Origin of the sequence: Achromobacter deleyi, from assembly GCF_016127315.1 — a bacterium.
GTDB lineage: Bacteria > Pseudomonadota > Gammaproteobacteria > Burkholderiales > Burkholderiaceae_B > Achromobacter > Achromobacter insuavis_A.
Map to the genome: position 1 here is coordinate 5,361,230 of NZ_CP065997.1, position 26,538 is coordinate 5,387,767.

Here is a 26,538-nt window from a genome sequence, read left to right on the forward strand (position 1 = left end):
GTCAGCGCACCAGGAAGCGGCCGCTGGCATCGCGCTGCACGTCGATCTGGCCCGCCGCGTTGGACAGCGTCAGCCGCCAGGGCGCGCCGAACCACTCGGCCGTCAGCAGCACCGGGCCGGCCGGCGAGACCCGCACCGGTCCGGCCTGCCAGGGGCGCGGCCGCAACGCCGGATCCCGCGCGAAGTCCTCGACCCTCGTCGCGTCCAGCAGCGGCACCGCGCCATCCAGCGCCCAGGCGCCGCGCACGAAACGGTAGCCCTGCGCGTCGGCCTGCCAGGCGATGCTGCGGCCGTCGCCGCGCGCTTCGCCCTGCGCGGCGGCGAAACTCTCGGCCAGCCGCTTCGCGTCGTCGCGCAACTGGCGCGCCGGGTCGGTGCGGATGCTCAACCCCAGCGCGGCCGTGGCGATGCCCACGATCACCAGGACCACCATCAGTTCGATCAGCGTGAAGCCGCGTTCAAGGGCCGCGCAGCGGCCGGCCCGGGCATGCGGCGCCCGCGGCGATGACGCAACAGCTGCGGCGCGCCGTGTCATGCCTGCAGCCGCGCCGCCTGGGTCTCGACGTGGCGGCAGGCGTCGCGCAGCTGACGCCGGACGATGCGTCCGGACACGCCGTAGCGGGCCGCCGCCTCGCTCTGCAGCATGCCTTCGATGCGCACGCCGATGAAGATCTCGCGCTGCTGTCGCGGCAGCGCCTCGATGACGCGCAGCACGCCGCGCATCGAGGAGCGCGCCTGCGCGATCCGCTGCGGCCCCGGCGCCGTATCCTCGATGTCGTCCCAGATCACTTCCGCCGCGCCCGGCAGCCGTTCCGCGCGCAGCCGGTCGATGGCGATGTTGCAGGCCATGCGGAACACATAGGCGCCGGGATTGAGGACGGCGGGCGCCGGCGCCGCGCCGCCCTCGGCCACCCGCAGCCAGGCGTCGTGCAGGCTGTCCGCGGCCAGGTCGGGGCAACCGAGATGGCCGCGCAGCGCCTGCATCAGGCGCCCATAGTTCGCCGCGACGAATTCGCCCAGGCAGAGCGCACGCGGACGCGCCGCCTGCGCGCCGCCCGCGGCGAACTCGTCGCGCCGCCGTCGCGCCGGCGGCGCCGGTTCAAGACACAGGGACATGGCGGCTCTCCGTGGCGGCCCGGCCGCCGGGCGCAAGCGGGCGCCGTCCGGTGCCGGCCGGACGCTGGGCAACCCGCTTGCGCATTGCCCAATTGGCCGGCGTCAGCAGGCCGTCGTCCAGCGCCTGGCGCAACAGCTCGGCAACGCCGGCGTGGCCCGCGACCGCGTCGAGCTCGTCGTCGAAGGTCGGCGCGCACTCGCAGCCGTTGCCCTCCGACAGGCCGGCGAACCAGCGGAACAACAGGTTGTAGGCGATCTGTTCATGGAAGTACGTCTTGCTGCCGGCGGGATAAAGCAGCTGCAGGATGTGGGTGCGGCACAGGATCGCCGCATCCAGCGTCAGCCCGCATTCCAGGCTGGCCTGGCGCAGCAGCGCGGCGTGCGCCCGCAGCGTGTCGTCGATGTGCTCGCGCAAGGCCACCAGCGGATGGCGCGGCGGCACGTAGCGGGTCAGCTGGATCTGGCCGATCCAGGTTTCGTGCGACACGACCCAGACCCAGGGAGAACCGTAGCGAGATACCGATACGGGTTGCTGCCTGGCGCAATCGAGCACCTTCGACAGTTTGCGGTCCAGCTCGAGCATGCCTACGTTGACGGTCGCCGACATCACGCGCTCCTGGGGCCTGTTGGGCCCATGTCCGGTTTGGCCGCGCTGCGTATGGCGCGGCCTGTACCCCTAAGACGACTCGGCGCGGCGGAACCCGCCAGGTTTTTTATTCAGGACGGATCGCCCGCGCGCGCCACGCCTGCAGCAGCGGGCGGTTCAACGCGATGCCGGTGGCCTGCTCGATCGGCGTGACCGGCGCCCCGTCCAGCGACTGCGCCAGGATGTCGATCATGTCGGCGCTGGCCAGCACCCGTTCCAGCGCCTGGCCGAATTCCTGCGGGCTCCAGATTTCCTGGTCCAGCGACAGGCCAACGAACCAGCGGAACAGCAGGTTGCAGGAAATCTGTTCGTGCAGGCCGGCCTCGGTCTCGACGCCGTAGAGCAGCTGGATCGCCAGCGCCCGCAGCAGCGGCTGCGCCTCGATGCGCAGCATGGCGCGGATCGCGGCCGCATGCAGCCGCGGCTGGCTGGCGGCCACGGCCCGGTCCACATGATCGCGCAGCGCCGCCAGCGGATGGCCGGCCGGATTGAACTCGACCCGGCGGGTGTTGCGGGACCAGACCTCGTGCGACACGATCCAGACCCAGGGCGAGCCGTAGCGATGCACCGACACGGGATGCTCCCACGCCGAATCCACCACGGCCGACAGATTCTCCTTCAACTCTCGAATACCGATATTCGGTTTACGCGACACGACTGCTCCCCATCGCGCGGACGCGGCATGCGCCGTCGATGGCGGTCATGCGCGGCCTGCCCTTATAGGACGAGATGGGCAGGCCAAACCCGCCACGCGGCGCTCAGCCCAGCAGCACCACGTTGCCCGGCAGGCGCGTGGCGGTCAGGCCGAAGGCCTTCTCGATCTGCACCAGCACCTTGTCGGTATCGCGGATCTCGAAGCGGCCACTGAGGGCGCTGGCGCCGCGCGCGCTGTCCAGCAGCACCACGCGGCCGCGGCGGTAGCGGTTGATCTCGGCCACCACCTCGGCCAGCGGCGTCTGCCGGAACACCAGCGAGCCCTGGCGCCAGGCCGAAGTCTCGGCCGGGTCGATGCGCTGCACCTGGCCCAGTCCCTGCCCATCGTAGAACAGGCGCTCGTTGGGCCCGAGCAAGGTGGCGCCGCCGCCCAGCGCCACGCGCACCGAGCCGGCGATGCAGGTGACGCAGACCGTGCCGCCCAGGTTGCGCAATTCGAAGCGCGCGCCGCGGGCCTCGGCGCGGCCCTGCCCGGCCACCACCGTGACCGCGGTCGGCGAGGCCTGGCCGTCGAACGCGGCTTCGCCGGCGATCAGCTCGACCCGCACCGCGCCCGGCTGCTCCGAACGCAGCGCGATGCTGGTCTGGGTGTTCATGTCCACCTGCACGCGCTCGCCCAGCCCGAACTGGCGCCGGTCGCCGGTGTCGGTGCGGTAGTCGGCCGACCATTCGTCCCAGGCCGGCCACAGGCGGAACGGCGGCGCCACCACGGCGGCCACCGCCGCCGCGGCCGCGCCGCTCAGGCCGGCGCCCAGGAACGCGCGCCGGCCCCAGCCGGCTCCGCGCGACGCCGCCGCCGCCGACCGGCCACGCTGGCGCAGCACGGCCTGGCCGGCCGGCCCCATCTGCTGCCACAGCTGCCGCTGGGCGGCGAACGCCTGGGCGTGGCGGTCGCTGGCGGCGCACCACTGCTTGAGCGCATCGGCTTCGCGCAACGTCGCCTGCCCGGACGCGATCAGGCGGATCCAGGCGCGGGCCTGGCGTTCGATGTCCGCCTGTCTGCGATCGGCGGGCTGGGTTGCGGTATTCATTGCATGCTCTCTCGATGCCGCCGCGCCGCCACTGCGGGCGTTGGCGCGCGGTTTTTCCCCTTGACATCCATAGGACGACTCTCGCAGCCGGAACCCGCCTTATGGTGACAATAATTTACGTGTGCGCCGGGCACAGTACTCGTGGGCGTTGCGCAGCTCGCGCTCGACGGTGCGCAGCGAGACGCCCATGCGCTCGGCGATGTCGTTCTGGGGCAGGCCTTCGAGCCGCACCGCCAGCAGGATGTCGCGCTGGCGCGCGGGCAGCTCGCCCATGGCGCGGGTCAGCGCGTCGAGCTCCGCGCGTCCGGCGGCGATCTGCTCCGGGCCCGGCGCCGGGTCGGCGATGGCGAGCAGCACCTCGGCCTCGGCGACGGTCAGGCGCCGGTTCTCGACCCGCTGCTGGTCCACCGCCACGTTCACGGCCATGCGCATCAGGTAGGAACCCGGGCTGTCGACCGGACCGAGTTCTTCCTTGGCCTCCAGCCGCAGCCAGGTGTCCTGCAAGGCGTCGCTGGCCAGGTCCGGACACCCCAGGCGCCGCGTCAGGCGCGCCTTCAGGTCGTCGTAGCGTTGCAGCATGAAGTCGCGCAGGACCGACAGGCTGGTGGGCATCATGGATCCGTGTCAGTGCGGAAAGGACCGGCGCACGGCGTCAGTACGCCGGGCAACCCTGATCGTGTTGCGCCGATTCCGGCACGATCAGCATTACGAAGGGTTGCTCCAGGTCGGCCGGCGGCGCCTTGTCGAGCACGGTCTGGTCCAGCGCCAGCACGATCTCGCCGTCCTTGTCCGTGTCGCCGGTCGAATCCAGCACCCGCGCATGTTCCACCCGGCCCATCGGCGAGACCTCGAAACTGACCGCGGCGCGGTAGCCGCCGGCGCGGGTAGCCGGATTGCGGCACAGCGCGTCGCGCACGCCGGCCTGGACCACGCCGTAATAGCTCCGGTAGAACGCGCCGCGGTTGGCGCCGGCGCGGCGGCCGGACGAGGCGCCGGCTTCCCTGCGCGGGGCGGGCCGCAGGATGACGGCGTTGGCGGCCGTGTATTCCACCTCCAGCCCCGAACCTTCGATCAGCATGCGCAAAGCCGCCTCCGGCGTATAGATTCCCTTGACCGCGGCCGAACGCCGCCCCACCGCCAACGCGGCGCGATACACCACCGAACTGCCGGTGACGTTGCTGTACTGCTCGAGTGCCGATTGCAGCGGCTGCGCCGGCAGGTCGAAGTCGAAGACGCGCATGACCGGTTCCTGCGCGCCGGCCTGGCGCCAGCACAGGACCGCGCACAACCCCCACACGATCCACCAGCCTGTCCAACCCCGCCGGCGGCCTTGCGCCCGCGCCCCGCCCGCCCTGATTGGCTCCAGATGCATGCCCAGCCCTTGTCGCGCTCCCGCGGCTGAAGGGGAGCCGCAACACGTCGTGCTAATCGGTGAATGGGCAATGTAGGTCGCGCTTGTGACTGCCGCATGACAGCCAATCGTCAGGTTTTGGGGCCATTGCAGGCCCGTTGCCACGGGGCCGCGCCAGGCGCGCGCGACCCGGCCCGCGGCGCCGTCCTTCGACGGGCCGCGGGCCGGGGATGGGCGGCGGCAAGGGCCGCCGAAGGGCTCTAGCCGCCCGACAGGCCGCGCTGCTCCGGTTCGGTCAGGCGGGCCTTCTGGGTCGCGTCCAGCTCGCCATTGCCGAGCATCTGGAAGATGCTGCGCGGGTCGTAACCCTGCGGCTGCGGCGCGCCGCCGGGGCGCGGATTGCCGCCGGCCGGCGCGACGCCGGCTCCGGCGCCCGCCACCGGTTCGGTGCCGTAGCCCAGGATCTGCACGTTGATGATGGACGGCAGATTGCGGCGCGCGGCGTTCTGCTGCTGCCGCGTGGTGTCCTGCGCGCTCTGGGTCGCGCCGGCCGCCGCCGCGCTGGCGCTGGTCAGCGCCGCGACGTTCACCGCCGCCAGCACCGGCACCCCGGTGGCCTTGCCCTGCCCCACCACGTTGGCCGCGTTCACCACCTGCAGCGCCGCCAGGTTGACGTTGCCCGAGTAGCGGATGCCGGCCTCGCCCGCGTCGATGGTACCCAGCGGCGCCACCAGGTCGACGTCACCCGGCCGCACTTCCGGGATCGGGTCCAGGGTCGCGATGCCCGCGCCGGTGCTGGGCACGGTCGGCGACAGCGTCACGTTGCCGACATCGTCGTACAGGCGCCGCTGCGGCGTGTACACCACCGTGCTCTTGGAGCCGCGACCGCTGTTGATGTCGCCCTCGGCAGACCAGCCCAGGATGTTGCCGCCGAAGGTGGTCATGACCCGGCTCTGGCCCAGCAGGATGCTGCCCTTGGCGTACATCTGGATGTCGCCCGCGCCCTGGGTGATGATGCCGGCCGTGGACGGCGGCGGCAGGCCCTCGACGCCGAAGACCATCTTGCCGCCCGGCGCCAGCAGGTGGATCGCGCCGCCGAACAGGGTCTGGATGCCCGACCCGCCGAACAGGGTGATATCGCCCTGGTAGTGGATCGGCCGCCCCTGCGCATCGGTGGCCGGGTACAGCTCGGCGATGGCCTGGCGGCCGCGCGCATAGCTGCCGGCGCGCGGACCGGCGGTGTCGTTGTACTCGCGCCCGCCCGCGGTCAGCTCGGCGTAGTAGACCTGGCGCAGGAACACGCGCTGCTGCTCGGCCGGCAGCGCATCGAAGTAGGCGCGGGCCTGGTCCGCCGGCCCCGCGTAGCCATGCTGCTGGCGCAGCCAGTCGGCCAGTTCGCCTTCGTAGGTCTTGACCGCCTTGCCGGGCTGGCCGGCCAGCGGCTGGCCCGCGTCGGCGCGGTTGGCGGGGTCGAGATAGCGCCGGGCGAAGGCCGCATAGTCGCCCTCGCCGCCGGCGCTGGCGACGATGCCGGCGCCGCCCTTGCCGGTGGCCTGCCTGCCGTCGAGCATGCCCAGGCTGGTCAGGCGGCCCTTGTCTTCCTGCGTGAGGTTGCGGCCGGCGCTGACTTCCAGCCAGCCGGGACCGGCCACGTCGACGTTGGCGTAGAGGATGTCGCGGCCGGCGACGATGCGCGAGACGTCGTTGGGCTGCTGGTTCAGGATCAGGGCCTTGAGGTTGACGATGTCGCCGCCGGCCTGGATGCTGACGGGACGGGCGGCGTGGTATTCGGCGCCGGCGGTGGTCGTTATCGTGCTGCCGGTGAACAGGCCCACGATGTCGCCACCGGCGTAGAAGCGCGCGATACCCGCATTGGACTGGGCGGGACGTCCCGCCGCCGTATTGAAGCCAAAGGCGAACACGCCGCCTTCCGCGCCGATGGCGTTTCCTGTCGTGACCGCGCCACCGTCCCAGGTCGCAAAATAAGCGGGCCGCTGCGGCGTGGGGACCGAGGCAGGATCCGCGCCGGATATGCTGGTGCGATAGCCCCCGCCGTACAGGCCGCCCTTGGCAAGCAGCTCGACGCTGCCGCGGTTGCCTGGCGCAAATACCCATTCCGACGTGGCGCTGCCGGGGCTGGCGTGATAGTAGATACTGCCGGAAGCCGCCACCGCGCTGAACCGCGACGGATAGGCGAACATATTGGAGTAAGCGCTTGCCGTGTATTGGGTCGAATCCTTGCTCGCGCTGTCGTCGAAATGCGCCGCGGCAAAGGGCGTCACCGCCCCGCCGGCCGCGAACAGGTTCAGTGCCGTCCGTTCGGTCCACAGCGAGAACCAGTTATTGGCGCCGCCAGGCTGGGCAACGCCGTCCTTGATGAACGAGGTTGCGGAAAACTGGTACATCCTGCCGGCATCGCCCATCCCGCCCAATACCGCATCGCCCCGCGCGCCAAGCTGGACCGTGGCATCCCCCGCCACGACCACCAATCCGCCGGACGGGGCCGCCAATGTCGGGCGCAATGGATTCACGCCACGCGAGTCCGAGGGATCGGCCAGGCCATAGATCGGATCCACCCGCCCGATACTGCCCGCGTTGACGGAAATGGACCCGCGCAGATTGGTCAGGACGCCGTTCAGATCCGACGGCGCTCCCGTGATGGTCGGTACGCCTCCGCTTCCGCTGGCGGTCTTGAGCGGGTTCAGGGCACCGCCGACGTGCAGGCTCAAGTCGCCCCCGCCGGTGGAAACCAGCCGGCCATCGGGCGTGACGCGTCCCGTGCTGCCCACCGTCAGCGCCAGCCCCTGGCTGGTCGCATTCGACGTATTGCGTGTTTTCAGCGGATTGAGCACGCCGGCGTTGCCGCCCACGTTCACGGAAAGATTGCCGCCGCCCAGCGTGCCGAAGCCGGTGAATCCCTCGACCGAAATGCCGTCCACCGGCAACCCCAGATCCTGCAGTTCGGTGTAGAACGGCGTCGGCAGATAGGTACCGAAATTGATCCACCAGGCGGTTTGCAGGCCAATCTCCTTGCCGCCCTGCCGCCACAGCCAGTAGCCGGGATAGCTGCCAGGCGCCGCGGACGCCCCGCGCGCGTCCAGGCCATTGGTCGAGGCGGGGATGCCGCGGATCGCGCCGCGCATGTCGCCCTGCACGTTGACCAGCACGTTGCCGCCGCGCTCGGGATACCAGGCGGCATACTGGTCGCCCGTCACCAGCGGCTCATAGCTGGCCGCCCCCACGCCGAGCACGGAGCCTTGACCTTCGAGCTGGTTGCGCCTCTCGACCTCGGATCGCGGCAGGTTGTAGGCATCACGGCCCAGCGCATCCAGGACAGGATTGCCCTGCGCGTCGCGGACCGTGTCCGACGGCGTGCCCGCGGTGTAGATGCCATAGTAGGAACCCTGCTGGAAATTGCCGCCAGCCAGGATATCCAGGTCGCCTCGCCCGGTGCGGATGACGCTGAAAATCGGCGTTTCACCCAGCAGCATGCCGCCCAGGTCGATGATGCCCAGATCAATGCCGAGGTCCTTCAGGTAGTGCGGATCCGACAGCTTCAGGTTGCCGCGACCGCCCAGCCCGGAGGCCGGCAGTAGCGCCCGCGTGTCCGCCGAATCCAGGTCTGCCCCGCCGGCCAGGCGCAGGCTCCACGACGAGGCGCCTGCCTTGAGCATGGGCGCGACCGCCCAGATACGTCCCTGCACGCCATCGTCATTCAGGTCCCGCAGATCAACGGTGGTACTCCTGAAGCGCAGGTCGGTGCCGCCCGGCAGATACGCGCCGGCGGCCAGCGACAGATCCCCGGACAGGGTCAGCAGGGAACTGAAGATCGATAGCGGCGTCCCCTTCGGCACGGTGAAGGGCCGCACCGGAATCGCCTGGTTCAGGACCAGGCCTGCCCCCAACCGCGCGCCCGCAGTCAATGCCAGATCCGCCCGCAGCACGCTGCCCTTGGCATAGAGCGTGCCATCCGCGGCACGGACATCGGCTTCCAGCACCGTGCCAGCCGCCAGGGTCAGCGGCTGGGAAAGCTCGACCTGCGCGGGCAGGCGTGAATTCGCCTTGATCGTGTTGGCATTGATCGGCAAGTCGTAGTTCAGGGATTCGTTTTCCGTGATCGGGAACGTCGTGCCGCCAGACGTACCGCCACGCAACCTCACCGCGCGCGGCAGAATCAGGCTTTGTCCCGCCAGGTCCACGCCGTTGGCCTCGTCCGGGTTGCGGCGGCCGATCAGGCGCCACGCGCGGGCATCGTCATCGGTGGCCAGCGGCGGCGCGAAACCATCGGTGATGCTGCCGTAGATATTCAGGTCCCCCTTGGCCCGCACCAGCAGTACGCCCGCCTCGCCAAACCCGCGCCGGGCCGGGTCGTTGCGGTCGGCGTTGGGGCCATAGCGGTAATTCGACAGGTCCAGGTCACCTTCGATCCGCAGATCGCCGTCGGCGCCGCGGCTGACGATCTCCACGCCCGGACGCAACGCGTACCCCTGCAACCGCGCGCGCAGTCCGGCATTGGCCAGCGCCGCGTTCATGTAGGCCACGCTGTCGGCGTCCAGCTGATCCAGGTAGGCCTGGGTGATGACCTGGGGCGTGCGGCCGGTGACGTCCGGCGCCGACGCCAGGGGCGCGTCGTCATAGCGCCGGAAGGCGTTGACGGAGACCCGTTCGGCGCCCAGCACGCGCGGCGTGCCGAGAATATCCAGCCCCACGTCATTGCCGCCCACCCGCGGCGCATTCAGATCCAGGGTGCCGCGCGAACGGCCGTCGTTCATTCCTGGCACGCTCCCTGAGGCCACGCCGGTACCCGCGCGCAGATCCACCGCCGCATTGGAACCAAGCACCAGCCGGCCCTGGCCGGCCGTCAGCTCGACCACCGCGCGGTTGGGACTGTCGATGATGTCGCCGCGGCTGTCCACCCGCAGCAGGGCGCCATGCGCATCCAGCAAGCCGTTGACGATCAGGTCGCGCATGGCCGACAGGCGGATGCTGCCGACCTGCGCGCCGCTGGCGTCGATCAGGCCGTTCACCGTCAGGCTGCCGCCATCGACCGCGATGTCGATGCGCCGCGCCTTGACCTCGCTGCCGATCACCAGGTCGCCGCGCTTGAGCTGGAAGGCGCGCGATCCGGTGATGCCGCCCTCGTTGAGCCGCTGGTTCAATCCGGCGAAATCCGCGATGGCCTGGGCCCGCAGCGCGATGCCGCCCGCGTCGAAGGGCACGATGGTGCCGCCCGCATCGTAGTCGCCGCTGGCCTGGCCCTTGATGACGCCGCGCAGATCGATCAGGCCCGCGCCTGCATCCAGGGCGGTGGCCGTGAGCCTGCCGGCCTGGTTGTAGCGCGCGGACAGATCGATGACAGAGCCCGCGGCCTGCAGGATGTCCCCCTTGCGGCTCTCCAGCTCCACATCGCCGCCCCAGCCATAGCGGGTCTGGTCCATCAGGGTCACGGCACGGCCGGCCAGATCGAGGCGCGCGCCGCCAGCCAGCGTCAGGCCGTGCTCGGCCTGCACCGTCAGCTTGCCACTGGGCAGCACAATGGCGCTGTCGAGCTCTACCCGGCTACCCTGCAGCGTCAGCGTCGCACCCCAGGGCACCGTGGCATCGTCGGCCGCGGCGCCCGTGCCGGCAAGCCGCAGCAGATCGCCGGCCGTCAACCGCGTGACCGAGCCATCCTCGCCCGTCACCAGGGGCGTACGCAGCACGAGCGTGCCGCCCTGGTACTGGAATTTTCCATCGACGAAGTTGCCGCGCGCCTGATAGACCTCCAGGCTGCCTTCGCCGCCCGCGGTGATGCGCTCGGCCGCCTCCATGTTCACCGTGGCGAATCCCAGCGCCTGGCGTCGCATCTGCTGATGCGGGACCTGGAGCGTGCCATTGGCATCGCCCAGCACGATCCGGCGCGCGTTCAAGGTCAGGATGCCGGATCCGGTGCCGGCGCCGCCGGTCGCGATGGCGCCAGGCTCCGCATTGGCGACGCCATTCCATACCAGTGTGTCGGTGGACAGCGTCGCGACATCCGTGGCCGACCCATAGCCGTAGATCGCGGGGGTATTCAAGACCAATTGCGCCAGACTGGATTTGCCGGTGGCCGCATCCAGCGTGCTCAGGTTGACGCTGCCGTAGAAATTGATCGAATCGCGCAACGAGAAAATCACCCGTTCCAACGCCGGCGCGCCGTTGTCGGCATCGCCGTCCAACAGCCGCCGCAGCAAATCCTGCGACAAGCGCAGCCCCGTCGGCAGGACGCCGCGCGTCCGGGCGTCGGCCAGGGCCGCCTCCGACCCCGCGTTCAGGCTGTTGGCGGCCACCACCAGATTGCGTGTGCCATAGCGCAGCGCATCATGCAGCACCAGGTTGTTGCTGCCGAAAACGATGGTGCCCTCCGAATACAGTTGCGTCTCGCCGCTGCAGGCCCCCGCCGGGCAGGCGCCGAGTTCGATCCTGCCCGCCTGGGCGCCGACGCCATTGGAGAAATCGAGCCAACCGTTGGACACGGCCAGGATGTTGTTGCCGCCCACGCTGCCATACTGGTAACCCTGGCGCGCGTCGTACGGCGCGGCGCCTGCGCCCAACGTATTGATGGAAGCGCCTTGCTCGAGCAGGATCGACTTCGATGGCGACGCGATCAGCAGGACCTCCGGCGCCCGCAAGCGCGCGCCGCCCCGCAGGATGATGTCGCTGCCGCCGGCCACCGTGCCCAGCCGCCGGTCCGCGCCCGTCACCGGCTGGTATGACCAGCCTCCCAGGGACAGGCGGTCGGCGCCCACCGCGTTCAGGTCCGCGGCCCGTAGCGACAGGCCGGCATGGCCGGCCGTCGGCGCCGCGTTGACGATCTCGATGGCGGATCCATCAGAGCGCACCACCAATTGACCGCCGTAGCCGCCTTCGCCGCGGCCGAAGCGCGCCTGCCCCTCGAACAGCAAGGCCGGCTCGGCCCCGGGCGCGGGAACGCCGCGGTAGAACAGTTCCAACGCCGCGGCGTCGGCGGGAAGCATCGGCCGCGGCTGGCCGCTGCGCGCCGCCTCGGCCAGCACGAACGCCCGGTAGTCCATTTCGTTGTACTGCGCGTGCCGCCGCAGCACATCGCCCGGCGTGACCAGCGCCTGCCTGGGCATGGCATCCGTCGTACCGGTATTGGAAAGACCGCGCGTGGCCGCGACCGACCAGGACCCGCCCCGGGTCATCGTGGCGCCGCCCCCCTGGGCGCCCTGCCCCAGCTCGACGCGGAAGGCGCCGGGCAGCAGCGCATAGTAGGACGGCAGCAAGGTGTACGTGCCGGCCGCCAGCCCGGGAATGCCGGCGCCGATCGTGATGGTCTCGCCAATGCGCGGACGCGAGCCCGCGTAGTTCGCGGCATCGTCGCGCGGCGCCACCGGCGCATAGCCATCCGCCAGACCCGGCATGATCGCGTAGACCGGCCGGTCGGCCAACGCCGGCAGGTCGAATTTTCCGGTCGCCGCATCGAAACGCGGCAACGGATGGAACAGCGGATCGGTCGAGCCTCCCCGCCCGCTGACGAACGCCGCGCCGGCCAACGTGCCGCCGCCGGACAGATCGATGACGGCGCCCGCATCCACCGCGACCGCGCCCCCCAGCAAAGAGATGCCGCGCGCCAGCTTGAAGATGTCCATGCCGCCGACGCCCAGGGCTTCCACCGCCAGGCCCTGGTACAGGTAGCTCAGGCCATCCACGGTACCGCCATAGGGCACGGTCAGCCCCGCGGCGCTGACCGATGTCAGGCTGCCCGGCAGCAACCTGATCCGCCGGCTGGCGTCATCGATCCCGATGCCCATGACGATGCGGCCGAGCGGCGCATAGACATTGCCGCCCTGCTCGATGTTGGAAGCGGTCAGGGTCAAGGTGCCCAGGACGGATAGGGGAACAGCGCCCGCCTGCGGGCCGGCCACGCCCTCGATCCGGATGCCCCGGTTGACGTCATAGGGCAAGCGGACGCCCCGCCACCCTGCCGCCACCAACCCTTTGGCCCCCGTGGCGGGGTAGACGCGCTGCCCCGCCAGCACCACGTCGCCCGGGGAGAGAACGGCGCTGGAATCCGGCTGACCGCTCATGGGCATTTCGGAGCCCGGATGCGCCGGCAGGAACCGCACGTCGCCCTGGCTGCGCAAGGCCAGGCGGTCGTAGCCCCGGCGCTCGACGGCCTGCTGGACGCCGCCTCCCAGCTGCACGGCGCCGGACATGCCGATGCTGACCCGGTTGCGGATGTCGATATGCTGCGCCTCGACCTGCAGCAAGGCCGCCGCCGGCAACGCGGACGGCTGCCAGGCGTTGAGCGTGGCGTCGACCTGCTGCGCGATGCTGGCCGACAGGTTGGTCCGGCCGCTCAGCAACACATAAGGCGCGATCAGGCGGACGCTGGCGCCCGCCTGGGTGTTGCCCAGGGCGCCCTGGTACAGGCTGATCGATTGCCGCGCCTGCAGCGTCACGTCGCCGTCGAAAGTCAACAGGTCGCGGGCGTACAGCGACACGTCGCCGAAACCGCCGGCGACGATCTGGTCCGCGCCGATCCGGCCCAGGCCGTAGGTCAGCGCGGCCGTCGCCGCATTGGCATCGGCCGGCAGCAGGCTTGCGCCCGCCGTCTGCGAAATGAGCAGTTCGCGCGGGCGGATCAGCGCCGGCGCGGTGCCGGTGGCATAAAGCGGCGTTTCGAGCTTGAGCGACAGCGCGCCGCCGGCCGCGTTGGCGCTGCCGGCCGCGGCCCGCATCGCGCCGTCCAGGTAGAGCCCGGCCATCGCGCTCAGTGCGATTTCCCCGCCCCGGCCGCCGACCAGCCGCGCGCCGGCGCCGGCGCCGTCGTCCTGCGGGATGTCGACCGTCATGGCCGTTCCCGACGCGTCCAGCGTCGCGCCAGGGCGGATCACTACGAATTCGCCATCGACGGCAATGCGGCCGCCGTCGAGCTGCTTGCCGTAACGGCGGCCCCTGGCATCGACCGCGGTCGCGGCGATACCGACCACGTCCAGGCGCGCGCCCGACTCGATCCACACGGAATTGGGCAGGCCGCCCAACTGCGCGACATTGCCTTGGTCATCCGCCCCACGCGCCACCACGATCTGGCCGCCTGGCGCGCGCAGCGTGCCCTGGATGCGCATCAAGCCGCGCGACTGCAGGCGGATCGTTTGGCCCGGATCCACCTGCACCAGCGCGTCTTTGCCGATGTCGAGCGTGCCGGCCGGCAATGGCGTCGCGGGCACGAACGACGACAGCGACAGGCTGGCGCCCAGGCGTTGGGTCATGCGGCCCGTCGCCGCGTTTTCCTGGAACAACGGCGGCGTCCACAACGCCAGGACGTCGTCGAACGTGGCCGCCTGTGGGTCCGGCCTGTCGGAGGCCAGTCGATAGACCGGCATGGAGACGTCCAGCCGCATGCCGTCGGCCACCTTCAAGCCCTGGTCGCCATTGATGTCGTAGCGCGCGAAGCCGCGCCGGAACAGGTCACCGCGCAGGACCACGCCGCCGGGCCCGGCATCGGCGTCGGCGTGGTCGCTCAGCAGCGCCCGGCTGGCGGAAATACGCAGGCTGCCGCCGCCCGCCACGCCATAGCCGCGCACGTCGCCATCCAGGGTCACCCCGACCGGTCCCGGGCCGGCCACCCTGCCGTTCAGGCTGACCATTTCGAGCGCCACGTCGCCGCCCTTGCCGCCAATCAGCTTGCCCTTGACGTCCAGTACCGCGCCCGACCGCGCATCCAGCAGGCTGCCGGCCGCCAGCGCCACCGCGCCGGTGCCGCGCAGCGAAATCTGGCCGCCATTGCGCCACACCAGCGCATCGGCGTCCTCCGGCGTGCGCCGCAGGTTGGCCCACAGGCCGCTTACGTCGATCGTGACGCCCGGCGCGACTTCCACCCGCGCGGAGGTATTGGCGGCCGGCGCCAGGAAGGTCTCGCGCTCGACGCTGGTCAGTACATTGCCGGCAGCGACCCGGCCGCCACGCGCCGTCAGATTGCCCTGGATGGAAACGGTCGGCGCATAGAGCTCGATCGAACCACCGGCCGCCACCTGCAAATTCTGCCGAACCGTGACGTCGGACGCGGCGATGGCGGTGATCTGGCCGAGATCCAGCGCGCCCGCGTCCAGCCACACGGCGTCCCGGCGCGCGACCGGCAGAGGGTCGTCGAGCCCCAGCCTGGCCGCCAGCGGCGGCACATCATCGGCAAACAGGACCTGTTTGGCCGCCCCGGCCAGGTCATAGCCCCAGTTGGTGGCGCCGCCGTTGGTGATCTGCCGGGGCACGTAGCGACCGACGATCAATTGCCCGGCCTGCGCCCGCGCCAGCTGCGATTGCTGATAGCCGGTCTGCTGGCGCAAGCCCGCTTCCACCGCCTGGCGCGCCTGCGTCTGGCGCTCGCCCTCGAACGCGACGCCGACGATGGCGCCTTCCACCACCGCGGCTTTCGTGCCGACGACCAGCCGGCCGGCATCGCGGCCGGCGGTGTAGCCGTCCTCGTAGCGCTCTCGCGGCGCCAGCAGCGCGTTGTAGAAATAGCGCGTCGCGTTCTGGCCCCAACGTCCATGAGTGTCTTCGTAACCGCGGTACAGCCCCTTGTAGAGCAGATCGCCCGGCGCGCGGGAGACCTCGTACAGCCGGCCGTCGTCGCCCCGCACCCAGCTTTGTTTGATATACCCGCCCGCCACGTCGAGCGTGCCGCCGGAAATATTGATGAGCGACCCCTGGCGGGTCACCAGTTCGCCGCCCTCCACCGTCACCGTGCCGCCCACCGCGGCCCATTCGCCGATGCCATGCCGGCTCGTGCCCAGATAGCCGCCCACCTCCAGCAAGCCGCCAGCGGTGTACCAACGCTCGCGCTCATAGCCATTGACGCCCTTGGCCACCTGCACCAACGCGCGCCGATCCACCCAGATATCGCTGTTGTTCAGGAGCTTGCCTTCCCGATTGACCGGCGCGTCGCGCAGCTCGTTGCCTTGGACGTTGACCTTCAGGTTGTTGGACTCCATCGTCACCTTGACCCCGACCGCGCCCGCCACATCCAGCAGCGCGCCGTCGTTCAACAAGGTGCGGCGATTCGCCATGATGGAGATCTGGCCGCCGGTGGCCAGGGCCAACGCGCCATCCTGCGCTTCGATCGTGCCGCCGCTGGTCAGTTCGATACGCGACTGGTCGCGGCGATCGGGCAGGCTGGAAAGGTGATCGAACGCCTGGCCCGTTGCCCGGTACGCGTCCGCCTCGTCCAAGACCGGACGCACCAGGGCGTCGCGCTGGGTATCCAGCGCGGTCGCGCCGTCGTCCTGCAGCAGGATCGTGGTGGTGGAATCCTTGCCCAGCAGAATCGTGCCACTGGCGTCACTGGCGGAATTGAGCAAGTGCACCGTGCCGCGCGTGGTCACCGAGGTGCTGGACACCGCCACGCCCAGCTGGCGCACGTCGTGCCCGGTCAGCGTGATGTCACCCAGCGGCGACTGAATCAGGCCGGTGTTGGCCACCACGCCTGCCTGGCTCCCCGCATTGCGGCGCGCCGACACTTCGTTGCCGCGCGTGGTGGAAATGGTGTTGATGTCGGATCCCAGACCGCGCCGGATGATGAACGTGTCACCCGCCGCCAGCACGGTCTGGCCGTTCGGCGTCGATATCTGGCCCGCATTGTGAACGTCGCGCCCCAGCAGCAGGACATAGCCGCCGCCTTGCGTCACGCTGTCGGGCGCGGCGGTCTGGATGCGGGCGCCCGCTTCCACGCGCACGCCGGCGCTGGCATTGGTGGCTTGCGCCCCATTGCCCAGGCCGGTCAGGTCGTTGCCGAAACTGGGGGTATAGCGCTCGTTCGCGCCGTCGCCGGTCTTGGCGCTGTACAGGCCCTTGCGGAACTGGTCGTCGCTCATGCCCACCGCGGCGGCCACCAGGTTGCGCGTGTTGACCTGGCTGCTGCCGGAGAAGACGATACCGTTGCGATTGATCAGCATGACGGTACCCGGCGCCTCGATCTGCCCCTGTATCTGGCTGGGACGCGCGCGCGGATCGTTGACCCGGTTCAGCACCGACCACGACGCGCCCTGTTGCTGGAAGGACACCGTGGTGTTGCGTCCGACGTTGAACGTTTCCCAGTTCAGGATAGCCTTGTCCGCGGTCTGTTCGACGGTGACGACGGTGCGGCCACCACGCACCGACTGCGAATCGGCCGTCAAGGCACGCGCGTTGACCCAGCCGGCCGTCAGCGGATTGGCATCGACCTTCAGGCCGCCCTCACCCATCCCATCCGGTATGGTGATCCCCTGGTTCATCGCTGCCTGGCGTGCCGCGGCCTGCGCGGCCTGCTGCGCGGCGATGGCAGTGGCGCTGCGGTTCAGATTGGCCAGCGAACGCTGAAGCTGTTCATTGGCGCGCTGCTGGTCGCGCAGCGTCGACGGAATGCCCGCCAGCCCGCCGCCCGGCAGGCGTCCGGTGGCGGCGGTCTGCGCTTGCGTGGCCCGCTTGTCGGAGAACCAGCCTGGCCCGAAGGCCGGACCGGCGGCCAGCGCCGGAGTGGCTGACAAGGCCAGCACCAGGGCGTGCGTGGCTGGCGACAGCCGGAATGCGGGAATTCCCCGTTGTTTGCCCTTGCCGCCTCGGGATGCGCTGCCTGTGTGCTGGTTCATGCGGGTTCTCTGATCCTGGGTGTCTGCGCCGCTGCTGGCGGCTGTCGCTTTGGTTGCCGGCGCCGCGTCACCGCGCGTGATCGCGGCGTGTGCGAACGCGCGCGGCGAATCACCGCGGCTGTGGGCAATGATGTGTCCGCCAGATGACAGCGGCGGGAAAAAAGGTGTGGAGTGGCGTAACAGTGCCGTTCTCAGGCGGGTCAACCCCGTCCGGCGATGTCGCCGCAGACGGTGGCGTTGCCGATATTCAACCTGGCGGCGGTCCCCGCCGGCGCCACGAACGTCGCCAGCAACCTGGCCCGCAGCATGGCCGGCAATGGCACCAGCTGATGATTGGCGACGCGCGCGGTGTCGTTGTAGAGGCGCGTCAGGAACAGCCGCATGGCGGCTGCCGCCGCTGGATCGCTGTAGCACTGGCTCAAGACGATATTGGTCGAGCCCACGATCGGATAGCCCGTGCGCGGATCCGGCTGGATGCGCACCCAATTGGACGGATTGGCGGCATTGTTCGCGGACGCCCAGAAGGGGGACGCGGGGTTGCGCTCGATCACCTGGCCGCCAGGCCAGACCGGCGCACCGTCGGATTCCATTGCGGCCACGACATTGGCAGGCGTCGGCGAATAGGCCACGCCGTCGTTGCCATTGACCAGCCAGGCCTGTTTCAGGCCGCCGGAATACGTGGCATCCGGTCCAATGTAGGTGATGGCCGACACGTGGCCCGCCATGGCGACCGCGGCCCCGCTGTCGCCCTGCACCGCGACGAAATGGGCCGGCAGGTCGCCCGGGGCGAACTCATCCGGGAATACCTCCTTGCCGCTGAACGCCTTCGGCGCATTGACGCGGCAGGCCTCCCGCAGGTGCCGCGTCAGCAGTTGCGAAGTGCCGCTGCCATCGGCCCGGTACACCAGCTTGAAGGCGTCCAGCGACGCCGGAACCGTCACGCCCAACTGGCTCCAGCGATCGATCGCGCCGCCAAAGATGGCGCAGAGCTGGTCGCGGGTCAGGGTCACAGGCTGCGTCGGTCCCTTGTAGGCGATCGTGATCGGCACATAGGCGGCGGGTAACTGGATCAATGGGCCATGGCTGGCCGGAGATCCCTGCCTGCCCCACCCGTCGACCAGGTAAGCGGCGATCTGCGCCTGCGTCAATGGCAGTTCGCTGCCTGCCCAGTGAACCGCGCCGGTCCGATTGAAGGCACCCGGGTCATTCAGCAGGAAGGCGCGCAACCCGGCCGCGCTGCCGGCGCCCGCGTAGGGCTGCAGCCCGCCACCTGGCAGGTCGGCCATGGCGTCCTGGTACAGCGGCGCGGGCAAGGTGGCGCCGCCAGAGACGAGGTTCTGCGCCAGCGCGGTGCCGCACGGCAGGACGAAGGCCAACATCAGGAAAAGCCGAAGGCATGCGCGCATCATTGACTCCGGTGAGACCGATTGAACCGCTGGACACTCGTCAGCCGCGGCCAGCGTAGTTGCCGCGAACAAGAAAAAAGGGGGGCCACCGACAAACATCAGTCGCCCCCCTGTCCTGCGGTCACTATCTGTTCAACTGAACGACCTGGAAATCAACCACGGCCGGCGTAGCTGCCGCAGATGGTGGCGTTGTTGATGTTCAGGTTGGCGGTCGTGCCGTTGACGAACGCGGCCAGCACGCGAGCGCGGTTGGTGGTGGTCAACGGAACCAGCTTGTGCTGGTCGATCTTGCCGGGGGTGGCGCCACCGACCACCGAGTTCGCCGCCGAGTAGTGCGAGGTCAGGAAGCTCTTGATGGCGTTGGCCACGGCCGAGTCCGTGTAGCACTGGCTGATGACGAAGTTGGTGTAGCCGACGATCGGGTAGCCGGTGGACGGATCGACCGACGAACGCACCCAGTTGAACGGGTTGGCCTGGTTGTTCGTATTGGACCAGTTCGTGCCCGAGGGATTGCGTTCGATGACGCCGTTGGCCGGCGGCAGGGCCGCGGTGCTGCCCAGCGCGGTGCTGACGTTTTCCGAGTCCGGCGCGAAGCCGCCGGCGGCTTCGTCGTTGCGGTTGACCAGCGCAGCCTGCTTGAGCGCGACCGTGAAGGCGGGGTCCGGGCTCAGGTAGGTGATCGCCGAATCCTGGGCGTTGATGGCCGTGGCCACGCCGCCGCTGCCGGTGGCGGCGATGAAGTTGGCCGGCGGCGTGTTGCTCGGGAATTCCTGGGCGAACGTGCTCTTGCCCTGGAACGCGACGTTCGAGTCGGCGCCGCACACGGCTTGCAGGTGGCGGGTCAGCAGTTCGCTGGTGCCGCTGCTTTCCGAGCGGTAGATCACCTTGAAGGCGTCCGGGGCCGAACCCGACGACACGCCGACATCGCTCCACTTGGTGAACTTGCCCGACAGCACGCCGCACAGCTGCGCCTTGGTCAGGGTGATGTCGGCCGAGGGGCCCTTGTACGAGATCGTGACCGGCGTGCCCACCGACGGGATCTGGATCAGCGGACCGTGGCCGGTCGGCGTGCCCAGCTTGCCCAGGCCGGTCGTCAGGTAGTCGTTGATCTGCACTTGGGTCAGGATCGAATCGCTGCCGATCCAGTGGACCACGCCGGTGCTGTCGAAGCCGACGGCGCTGTTGGTCAGGAACGCGGTCTTGCCCGCGCCGCTGCCCTTGCCGACGTAGGCCTTGAAGGTCGACGCCGGGAAGCTGTTGATTTCGTCCTGGTACAGCGGCTGGGGCAGCGTCGCGCCGCCGGACACCACGACCTGTTGCGCCAGGGCAGCGCCCGACAGGGACAGCATGCCGACCGCCGACAGCGCGGCGACCAGGGAATTGCGATTGAACATGTCTTGCTCCTTGCACTCGTTTAGGAGAGAACTGCTTGTGGAGAAAAGAACGGATGAACCCGAGAACGCATCCGGCGGCACTCTGCAAAGACCTGCCTGACGCGTTGAAGACATGTTGATCAAGCGAGGTGACAGCGACGGGAAAAAAGGTGTGGAGTGAGGTAAGAATGTGCGGAGATGTGCGGAGTTCTCGGCGTTATCCGCACACCGCCCTCACCCCACCATCTGGTTGATTTCCATGATCGGCAGCATCACCGCCAGCACGATGGTCAGCACCACGCCGCCCATGATCAGGATCATCAACGGCTCCAGCATCGCGGTCATGGCCATGGCGCGCCGCTCGATGTCGGCCGACAGGGTCTGCGCGGCGCGGTCGAGCATGCGCGACAGCGTGCCGGTCTTCTCGCCGCTGGCCACCAGGTGGCACAGCAGCGGCGGGAAGACCTTCTGCTGGCGCAGCGCCGCGCCCAGTCCGGAGCCGCCCTCGATGCGCTCGGTGGCGTCCAGCACGGCGCGCCGCAGGCACTCGTTGGCCAGGGTCTGGCGCGCCGCATCCAGCGCGCGCAGCAGCGGCACGCCGGCGTCCGCCAGGATCGCCAGCGTGGCGGCGAAGCGCGCGGTGTTCACGCCCAGCGCGAAGCGGCCGATCATGGGCAGCCGCAGGATGCGCGCGTGCCAGGCCAGCCGCGCCGCCTCGGCGCGCTGCGACAGCCGCCACAGGCCGAACAGCAGCGCCGCCGCCAGCGCGTTCAGGCCGCCCCAGGTACGCACGTAGTCGCTCGCGGCCAGCATGGCGCGGGTGATCCACGGCAGTTCCTGGCGCGCCTGCGAGAACGCGCTGACCACCTGTGGCACCACGTAGGCCAGCAGGAAGACGACGATGCAGATCGACACCACGCCGACGATGGCGGGATAGATGAAGGCGGTCAGCACCTTGGCCCGCAAGGCATTGCGCTCCTCGATGTAGTCGGCCAGCCGTTCCATGATGCGCGCCAGGTCGCCGGAGTCTTCGCCGGCCTTGATGAGCGCGCGATAGATCGGAGGGAAGTCGCGTGGCCGCGCGTTCAGCGCATCGGAGAAGCGCTGGCCGCTGCGCACGTCGGCGCGCACGCCCGAGAAGGTGTCGGCGATGTGCTTCTTCTCGGCCTGTTCGACCGTGGCCGACAGCGCGCCTTCCAGGGGCAGGCCGGCGGCCAGCAGGCTGGCGAGCTGGCGCGTGGCCCAGGCCAGGTCGCTGTCGGACAGCTTGGCGGCGAACAGCTCGATCGAGCCGGCGCCGCGGCTGGCCGTCAGGCGCAGCGCCAGCGCGGTCAGGCCCTGGGCCCGCAGTTGCGCGCGCGCGGCGCGGGCGGTGTCGGCGTTCAGTACGCCGCGCTGGATCCTGCCGTGCGCGTCGGCCGCCTCGAAACGAAAATCCGGCATGGTCCGCCCCTACCCGTCCCGCGTGACGCGGATGATTTCCTCGCGCGAGGTCTGGCCGCCGAGCACCCAGCGCTCGCCGTCCTCGCGCATCAGTTTCATGCCGGCGCGCTGCGCGGCCACGCGCAGCTGCTGCTCGCCGGCGCCTTCGTGGATCAGGCCGCGCTGCGCGTCGTCGACGATGTACAGCTCGTGGATGCCGGTGCGGCCGCGGTAGCCGGTATGGTTGCAGGCCGGGCAGCCGACCGCCTCGAACAGGCCCGGCTCCTGCGACGACGGCCGGCGGCAGTCCGGACACAGCCGCCGCACCAGACGCTGCGCCAGCACCCCCAGCAGCGACGAGGCCAGCAGGAAGCGCTCCACGCCCATGTCGGTGAGCCGCGTCAGCGCCGACACCGCATCATTGGTGTGCAGCGTGGCCAGCACCAGGTGGCCGGTCAGCGAGGCCTGCACCGCGATCTGCGCGGTCTCCAGGTCGCGGATCTCGCCGATCATGATGACGTCCGGGTCCTGCCGCAGGATGGCGCGCAGCGCCACCGCGAAGCTCATGTCGATCTTGGCGTTGACCTGGATCTGGCTGATGCCCGGCAGGTCGTACTCCACCGGATCCTCGACCGTCAGCACGTTCGAGGTGGCGGCGTCGATCTGCCCCAGCGCGGCGTACAGCGTGGTGGTCTTGCCGCTGCCGGTGGGGCCGGTCACCAGCACGATGCCGTGCGGCTGGTGCACCAGCCGGTCCAGCTCGTGCAGCACGCCGGGCGCCATGCCCAGCTTTTCCAGCCGCAGGCGGCCGGCTTCCTTGTCCAGCAGGCGCAGCACGGCGCGTTCGCCGTGGCCGGTGGGAACCGTCGAGACGCGGATGTCGATTGGCCGGCCGCCGACCCGCAACGCGATGCGGCCGTCCTGCGGCAGGCGCTTCTCGGCGATGTCCAGATGCGCCATGATCTTGATGCGCGAGATCAGCGCGCCGTGCAGCGCCTTGCGCGGGCTGACCACGTCGCGCAATCCGCCGTCGACGCGGTAGCGCACCACCGAATGGGTTTCGTAGGGCTCGATGTGGATGTCGCTGGCGCCGTCGCGCGCGGCCTGGGTGAAGAGCGCATTGATCATGCGGATCACCGGCGCGTCGTCCTGCGCGTCCAGCAGGTCGGTGATCTCGGGCATTTCGTGCAGCAGCCGGTCCAGGTCGACCTCGTTCTCGGCCGCGCCCACCACCGAGGCCGCGTCGCCGGCATCGGCGTAGGCCGCGGCCAGCAGGCCGTCGAGTTCGGCGTCGGCGGCGCGGCGCAGCGGCAGCGGGCCATAGCGGCGTCGCGCCTCGGTCACGGCCCAGGCCGGGGTCTGGTCGGTGATGACCAGTTCGCCCACGCCGCCGCCATGCCAGTGCAGCAGCGCGCGGTGCTGGCGCGCCCAGGCATAGGGCAGCTTGTGCGGCGGGCGGCTGTCGTCGCGGGCGTTCATGGCGACAGCACCTGATCGACGCGGTGGGGGGGAATACGCTCGGGCATGCGGCGCAAGCGGGACGGCGTCACGGGCTTACCTCTCGTTGCGGGAAATGGGGCTCAACAGCACGACGCCCGCCAGGCCTTCGCCCGGCGCCACCGCGGGGTCGCCGGCCTCGGCCTGGTCCTGGCGCTGCAAGGCGACACGCGTCAACGCCAGCGGGAACGGCGCCGGCCCGGCCAGCAGCCACGCGGCCAGCGGCGCCGCCGGCGCCCGGTGGAACACGATGCGCCAGGCGCCGGCCGCGCGCTCGTCGGCGCCGAGTTCGTAGCGGCCCGCCAGTCCGGCCGCGTCCAGCCAGCGGCCCAGCGTCTCGGCGGAAACCACGGCCTGGCGCGCCGCCGGCGCCGGACCCGCCTGGCGCAGGATCGCTTCCAGGTCGCGCGCGCTCGCCTCCAGGCGCCGCAATTCCTCCGCGCCGCGATCCGCGCGCGCCAGGGACGGTTCGATCACCGCCAGCCAGCAGCCCGCCGCCGCGACCACCGCGGCGCACAGCGCCAGCAGCCGCCGTTCGTTAGCGGCCAACCCGGCCCAGGCGGCGCGGGCCCGCGCCTGCCAGGCCTGCTGGCGCGCGCGCCAGCGGCTACGCCAGAGCGCGGGCAGGCCGAGCGGCCGGGGCGGCGGCGCCAGCGTCATGAGCGCCCCGCCGGTTGGCCGCCGGCGGCCGGCGGCGCGCGCCGCAGGCGCCAGCCGGCTTCGGTCGCCTGCACCTCGACGCCCGCCTGGCGCGCCGCCTGCATCCAGGCCGGCGCGGCCGCTGCCTTGGCGCCCTCGCCCGCCTCGGCCACTTTGGGCCGGGCGGTGGCCGGCATGTCCAGCTCCAGCGTGCCGCCTTCGTAGCGCCAGGCCTGCATCTCGCCCGCGGCAAACGCCATGTGTTCGCGCGCGGCGCGCAGCAGGAAGCCGAGTTCGGCCCAATCGTCACCCCCGCCGGCCTGGCGCGCGGCGAGCAGCCGGCGCGCCTGTCCGACCGGATCGACCAGCGTGCCGACCGCCGGAAAGGCCTCGCGCACCCGCTGCGCCAACTGCTCGCGTGCCGCCTGCGCGGCATGCTCCAGCCGTCCGGCGTGCAGCGCCAGGCCCGCCATCCACACGGCCGCGGCGGCCGCGCCCAGCAGGGCCGCGCGGCGCCAGCCCGACTCGCCGCCCCGGCTGGCGGCGGCCGCCGCTGGAATCGACCAGGGAATCTCCGCCATCACGCCGCAGGCCGATTCGGGCAGCGCCACGTCCGCGGCCTCGCGTCGCCATCCGGCCGGCGCGGCGCCGATCCAGCGGCACGACCCGGCCGCGCAGGCGGCGGCGTCCGGCCCCAAGGTCTGCGCGAGGCTGGCCGTTGCGCCGTCCGCCTGCGTATCGAGCGCGTACAGGCTGCCCTGCCCGCCCGGCTGTCGCGCCACCACATAGCCGTCCAGGACGCACAGCGTCCAGCCATCCACCGTCTCGGGCAGCCACAGCGGCGTGGGCGCGAACCCCGCCGGCCGCAGGCCGCAGGCGACGATCAACGCCTGCACGCGGTCGGCGGCCTCGGCGTCGAACCAGGCCACGCCCACGCGGCCATCGGCGCCACGCGCCCCGTGGCCGATGCGCAGCGTGTCCGGATCGCCCAGCGCCAGCGGTTCGATCGCGCCTTCCACCGCCACGCGCAGGCGTGCGCGGGCCAGCGGCGGCAGCGGCACCGCCGTCAGCGTCAGGTCTTCGGGATGCGGAAACGCGGTGGCGCGGGCGCCCGGCCAGCGGCGCCCCAGTTCCGCCAGGCCCGCCGGCGGCAGGCGGCGCCAGGCGGCCTTCTCGGCGAGCGCCACGGGCAACGGCGTGTCGGCGGTCAGGGACCGCAGCGGCGGCAGCAGCACGCGGATCGCGGCCATCACGCGCCTTCCCGCGACCAGATGATCTGCGAAACGCCGTCGCCGCTGCGGGTCAGCAGCGCCTTCAAGGGCAGGATCACGCCGCCCAGGCGCGCGGCGCCGTCGAGACGGAACCAGCCGCTGGCGACCGCCACGCGCGGCGCCTCGGCCCGCGGCGCGGGCGTGGCGGAGGCGCCGCCGCCGTTGTCCGCGGCGCCCTCGGCCGTGCTCAGGCGGTTGGCGAAGTCGCCGTTGTTGACGAACCAGAGCCCGGCGTCGCGCTGCGCCACCATGGCCTTGGCCTGGTCCAGCGACATGCCGGGCACGTGCGCGGCGATCACCTCGGCGCTGGCGGTGTTGACGTTGACCAGCGTCACGCGTGGCAGCACCGTCACGTGGCGCCGCAGGCGCGCCAGCACCGCGCCGTCCACCCCGGGCACGCCGGCCAGTTCCTCCAGGCTGCGCGGCAGCGGCGCCAGCCGGCCATGCGGATCGGCACCCGGCTGCGCCGCCAGGATCCGCTCGGCGATCGCCTGGCCCACTTCCGGCGCCACGCCCACCAGCGCGCACAGGCGCAGCAGCTCGGCCACGCCGTCCTGGTACAGGCGGCCCTCGAACACCAGGTTGCGCAGGTTGAACTTGCCCTGCTCGTCCTCCAGCCGGCCGACGAAGGCGGCGTCGCGGCCGGGACGCTGCAGGCGCGTATCGACGATGGGCGCGGCCCAGGCGCCGTCGGGGCGCGTGGTCGCCTGCCGCTGGCCGTCCTCGCGCAGCCGCTGGCGCGCCACGCCGAGCCCGGCCTCAAGCAGGGCCTGGGCCTGGGCGCGGGTCTGGGCCGCCTGCACGGTGCGCAGGAACGTGTCCTGGCGCTGCAGCAGCGAGGCGACGATCATCGTCACCGCGGCCACCACCAGCAACGCGCTGATCACCGCCATGCCGCGCTGCCGCTCACAGCTGCCAGGAACCGATGTCGGCATTGCCGCCGTCCCCATCCGGCTTGCCGTCCGCGCCCAGCGAGAACACGTCGATCTCGCCGCGCGTGCCCGGATTCAGGTACTGGTACGGATGGCCCCAGGGATCGTTGGGCAGGCGGTCCAGGTAGGCGCGCCAGGCGTTCGAGGCGCCCGGCCCCGAGGCCGGCCGTTCCACCAGGGCGCGCAGGCCCTGCTCGGTGCTGGGATAGCTGCCGGTGTCGAGCCGGTACAGCTTGAGCGCCTGCATCAGCGCGCTGATGTCCTGGCGCGCCGCCACGGCGCGGGCCTGGTCGGGCCGGTCCAGCAGCCGCGGCACGATCAGCGCGGCCAGGATGCCCATGATCACGATCACCACCATGATCTCGATCAGCGTGAAGCCACGCTGCCGGCGCCCGGGCGGGTGCTGCCTATCCGTCGTTAACCGGCCTGCTTTCATCGCGCTTGGACTCCGAAGGCAATCACACAGGGGAGCCGAAGACGACGATGCCGGCGGCAGAGCGCCGGCATCGCCTTTCGGGTCCGCACAGTGTGGCCA

General features: G+C 70.9%; 16 protein-coding genes. All 16 read right to left on the bottom strand.

Annotated features, from left to right (window positions below; genetic code table 11):
* Nucleotide 1 precedes the first annotated feature (1 nt).
* Complete coding sequence (gene gspH / locus I6I07_RS24145) at nt 2-535, bottom strand: type II secretion system minor pseudopilin GspH (protein ID WP_198484036.1); 534 nt, start codon at nt 533-535, stop codon at nt 2-4.
* The gene (locus tag I6I07_RS24150; protein ID WP_198484037.1) at nt 532-1,116 is read right to left on the bottom strand and encodes an RNA polymerase sigma factor; all 585 of its coding nucleotides are present in this window, start codon (nt 1,114-1,116) and stop codon (nt 532-534) included. The genes gspH and I6I07_RS24150 overlap by 4 nt, the downstream gene beginning before the upstream one ends.
* On the bottom strand, nt 1,100-1,723 hold the full coding sequence (locus I6I07_RS24155; protein WP_198484038.1) for a hypothetical protein: 624 nt from the start codon (nt 1,721-1,723) through the stop codon (nt 1,100-1,102). The genes I6I07_RS24150 and I6I07_RS24155 overlap by 17 nt, the downstream gene beginning before the upstream one ends.
* 106 nt (nt 1,724-1,829) lie before the next feature.
* Complete coding sequence (locus I6I07_RS24160; protein WP_198484039.1) at nt 1,830-2,417, bottom strand: transposase; 588 nt, start codon at nt 2,415-2,417, stop codon at nt 1,830-1,832.
* Nucleotides 2,418-2,520: 103 nt separating this feature from the next.
* Nucleotides 2,521-3,507 carry a FecR family protein gene (locus I6I07_RS24165; protein ID WP_198484040.1) on the bottom strand — a complete coding sequence of 329 codons (987 nt, stop codon included), beginning with the start codon at nt 3,505-3,507 and terminating at the stop codon, nt 2,521-2,523.
* A 99-nt stretch (nt 3,508-3,606) separates the two neighbouring features.
* Entirely contained in the window at nt 3,607-4,122 is a 516-nt protein-coding gene (locus tag I6I07_RS24170) for an RNA polymerase sigma factor (RefSeq protein WP_006394934.1), read from the bottom strand.
* Between the two features lie 37 nt (nt 4,123-4,159).
* The gene (locus I6I07_RS24175) at nt 4,160-4,747 is read right to left on the bottom strand and encodes a secretin and TonB N-terminal domain-containing protein (protein ID WP_116522369.1); all 588 of its coding nucleotides are present in this window, start codon (nt 4,745-4,747) and stop codon (nt 4,160-4,162) included.
* 371 nt (nt 4,748-5,118) lie between these two features.
* Nucleotides 5,119-17,463: a filamentous hemagglutinin family protein gene (locus tag I6I07_RS24180; protein WP_198484041.1), complete on the bottom strand. Its 12,345-nt coding sequence runs from the start codon at nt 17,461-17,463 to the stop codon at nt 5,119-5,121.
* Between the two features lie 200 nt (nt 17,464-17,663).
* Nucleotides 17,664-18,872 carry a PstS family phosphate ABC transporter substrate-binding protein gene (locus I6I07_RS24185; protein ID WP_232625720.1) on the bottom strand — a complete coding sequence of 403 codons (1,209 nt, stop codon included), beginning with the start codon at nt 18,870-18,872 and terminating at the stop codon, nt 17,664-17,666.
* A gap of 149 nt (nt 18,873-19,021) precedes the next feature.
* Entirely contained in the window at nt 19,022-20,263 is a 1,242-nt protein-coding gene (locus tag I6I07_RS24190) for a substrate-binding domain-containing protein (RefSeq protein WP_198484042.1), read from the bottom strand.
* 213 nt (nt 20,264-20,476) lie between these two features.
* Complete coding sequence (gene gspF, locus I6I07_RS24195) at nt 20,477-21,685, bottom strand: type II secretion system inner membrane protein GspF (RefSeq protein WP_198484043.1); 1,209 nt, start codon at nt 21,683-21,685, stop codon at nt 20,477-20,479.
* Nucleotides 21,686-21,694: 9 nt separating this feature from the next.
* The gene (gene gspE / locus I6I07_RS24200) at nt 21,695-23,143 is read right to left on the bottom strand and encodes a type II secretion system ATPase GspE (protein ID WP_198484044.1); all 1,449 of its coding nucleotides are present in this window, start codon (nt 23,141-23,143) and stop codon (nt 21,695-21,697) included.
* A gap of 75 nt (nt 23,144-23,218) precedes the next feature.
* A complete protein-coding gene (gene gspM / locus I6I07_RS24205) occupies nt 23,219-23,821 on the bottom strand; it encodes a type II secretion system protein GspM (RefSeq protein WP_198484045.1) in 603 nt (200 codons plus the stop codon).
* Nucleotides 23,818-25,050 (bottom strand): type II secretion system protein GspL, encoded by a 1,233-nt coding sequence (gspL, locus tag I6I07_RS24210; RefSeq protein ID WP_198484046.1) that lies wholly within the window; start codon nt 25,048-25,050, stop codon nt 23,818-23,820. The genes gspM and gspL overlap by 4 nt, the downstream gene beginning before the upstream one ends.
* A complete protein-coding gene (gene gspK / locus I6I07_RS24215) occupies nt 25,050-25,964 on the bottom strand; it encodes a type II secretion system minor pseudopilin GspK (RefSeq protein ID WP_198484047.1) in 915 nt (304 codons plus the stop codon). Before gspK ends, gspL begins: the two co-directional genes overlap by 1 nt.
* Nucleotides 25,965-25,977: 13 nt before the next feature.
* Nucleotides 25,978-26,439, bottom strand: a complete 462-nt coding sequence (gene gspG / locus I6I07_RS24220) for a type II secretion system major pseudopilin GspG (RefSeq protein WP_104021496.1) — start codon at nt 26,437-26,439, stop codon at nt 25,978-25,980.
* Between the last annotated feature and the right edge of the window lie 99 nt (nt 26,440-26,538).

What these genes read in the sequence shown, in the direction of transcription:
- gspH (WP_198484036.1), bottom strand. Translation starts at nt 535, where the DNA reads ATGACACGGCGCGCCGCAGCTGTTGCGTCATCGCCGCGGGCGCCGCAT.
- I6I07_RS24150 (WP_198484037.1), bottom strand. Translation starts at nt 1,116, where the DNA reads ATGTCCCTGTGTCTTGAACCGGCGCCGCCGGCGCGACGGCGGCGCGAC.
- I6I07_RS24155 (WP_198484038.1), bottom strand. Translation starts at nt 1,723, where the DNA reads ATGTCGGCGACCGTCAACGTAGGCATGCTCGAGCTGGACCGCAAACTG.
- I6I07_RS24165 (WP_198484040.1), bottom strand. Translation starts at nt 3,507, where the DNA reads ATGAATACCGCAACCCAGCCCGCCGATCGCAGACAGGCGGACATCGAA.
- I6I07_RS24170 (WP_006394934.1), bottom strand. Translation starts at nt 4,122, where the DNA reads ATGATGCCCACCAGCCTGTCGGTCCTGCGCGACTTCATGCTGCAACGC.
- I6I07_RS24175 (WP_116522369.1), bottom strand. Translation starts at nt 4,747, where the DNA reads ATGCGCGTCTTCGACTTCGACCTGCCGGCGCAGCCGCTGCAATCGGCA.
- I6I07_RS24180 (WP_198484041.1), bottom strand. Translation starts at nt 17,463, where the DNA reads ATGAACCAGCACACAGGCAGCGCATCCCGAGGCGGCAAGGGCAAACAA.
- I6I07_RS24185 (WP_232625720.1), bottom strand. Translation starts at nt 18,872, where the DNA reads ATGATGCGCGCATGCCTTCGGCTTTTCCTGATGTTGGCCTTCGTCCTG.
- I6I07_RS24190 (WP_198484042.1), bottom strand. Translation starts at nt 20,263, where the DNA reads ATGTTCAATCGCAATTCCCTGGTCGCCGCGCTGTCGGCGGTCGGCATG.
- gspF (WP_198484043.1), bottom strand. Translation starts at nt 21,685, where the DNA reads ATGCCGGATTTTCGTTTCGAGGCGGCCGACGCGCACGGCAGGATCCAG.
- gspE (WP_198484044.1), bottom strand. Translation starts at nt 23,143, where the DNA reads ATGAACGCCCGCGACGACAGCCGCCCGCCGCACAAGCTGCCCTATGCC.
- gspM (WP_198484045.1), bottom strand. Translation starts at nt 23,821, where the DNA reads ATGACGCTGGCGCCGCCGCCCCGGCCGCTCGGCCTGCCCGCGCTCTGG.
- gspL (WP_198484046.1), bottom strand. Translation starts at nt 25,050, where the DNA reads ATGGCCGCGATCCGCGTGCTGCTGCCGCCGCTGCGGTCCCTGACCGCC.
- gspK (WP_198484047.1), bottom strand. Translation starts at nt 25,964, where the DNA reads ATGGCGGTGATCAGCGCGTTGCTGGTGGTGGCCGCGGTGACGATGATC.
- gspG (WP_104021496.1), bottom strand. Translation starts at nt 26,439, where the DNA reads ATGAAAGCAGGCCGGTTAACGACGGATAGGCAGCACCCGCCCGGGCGC.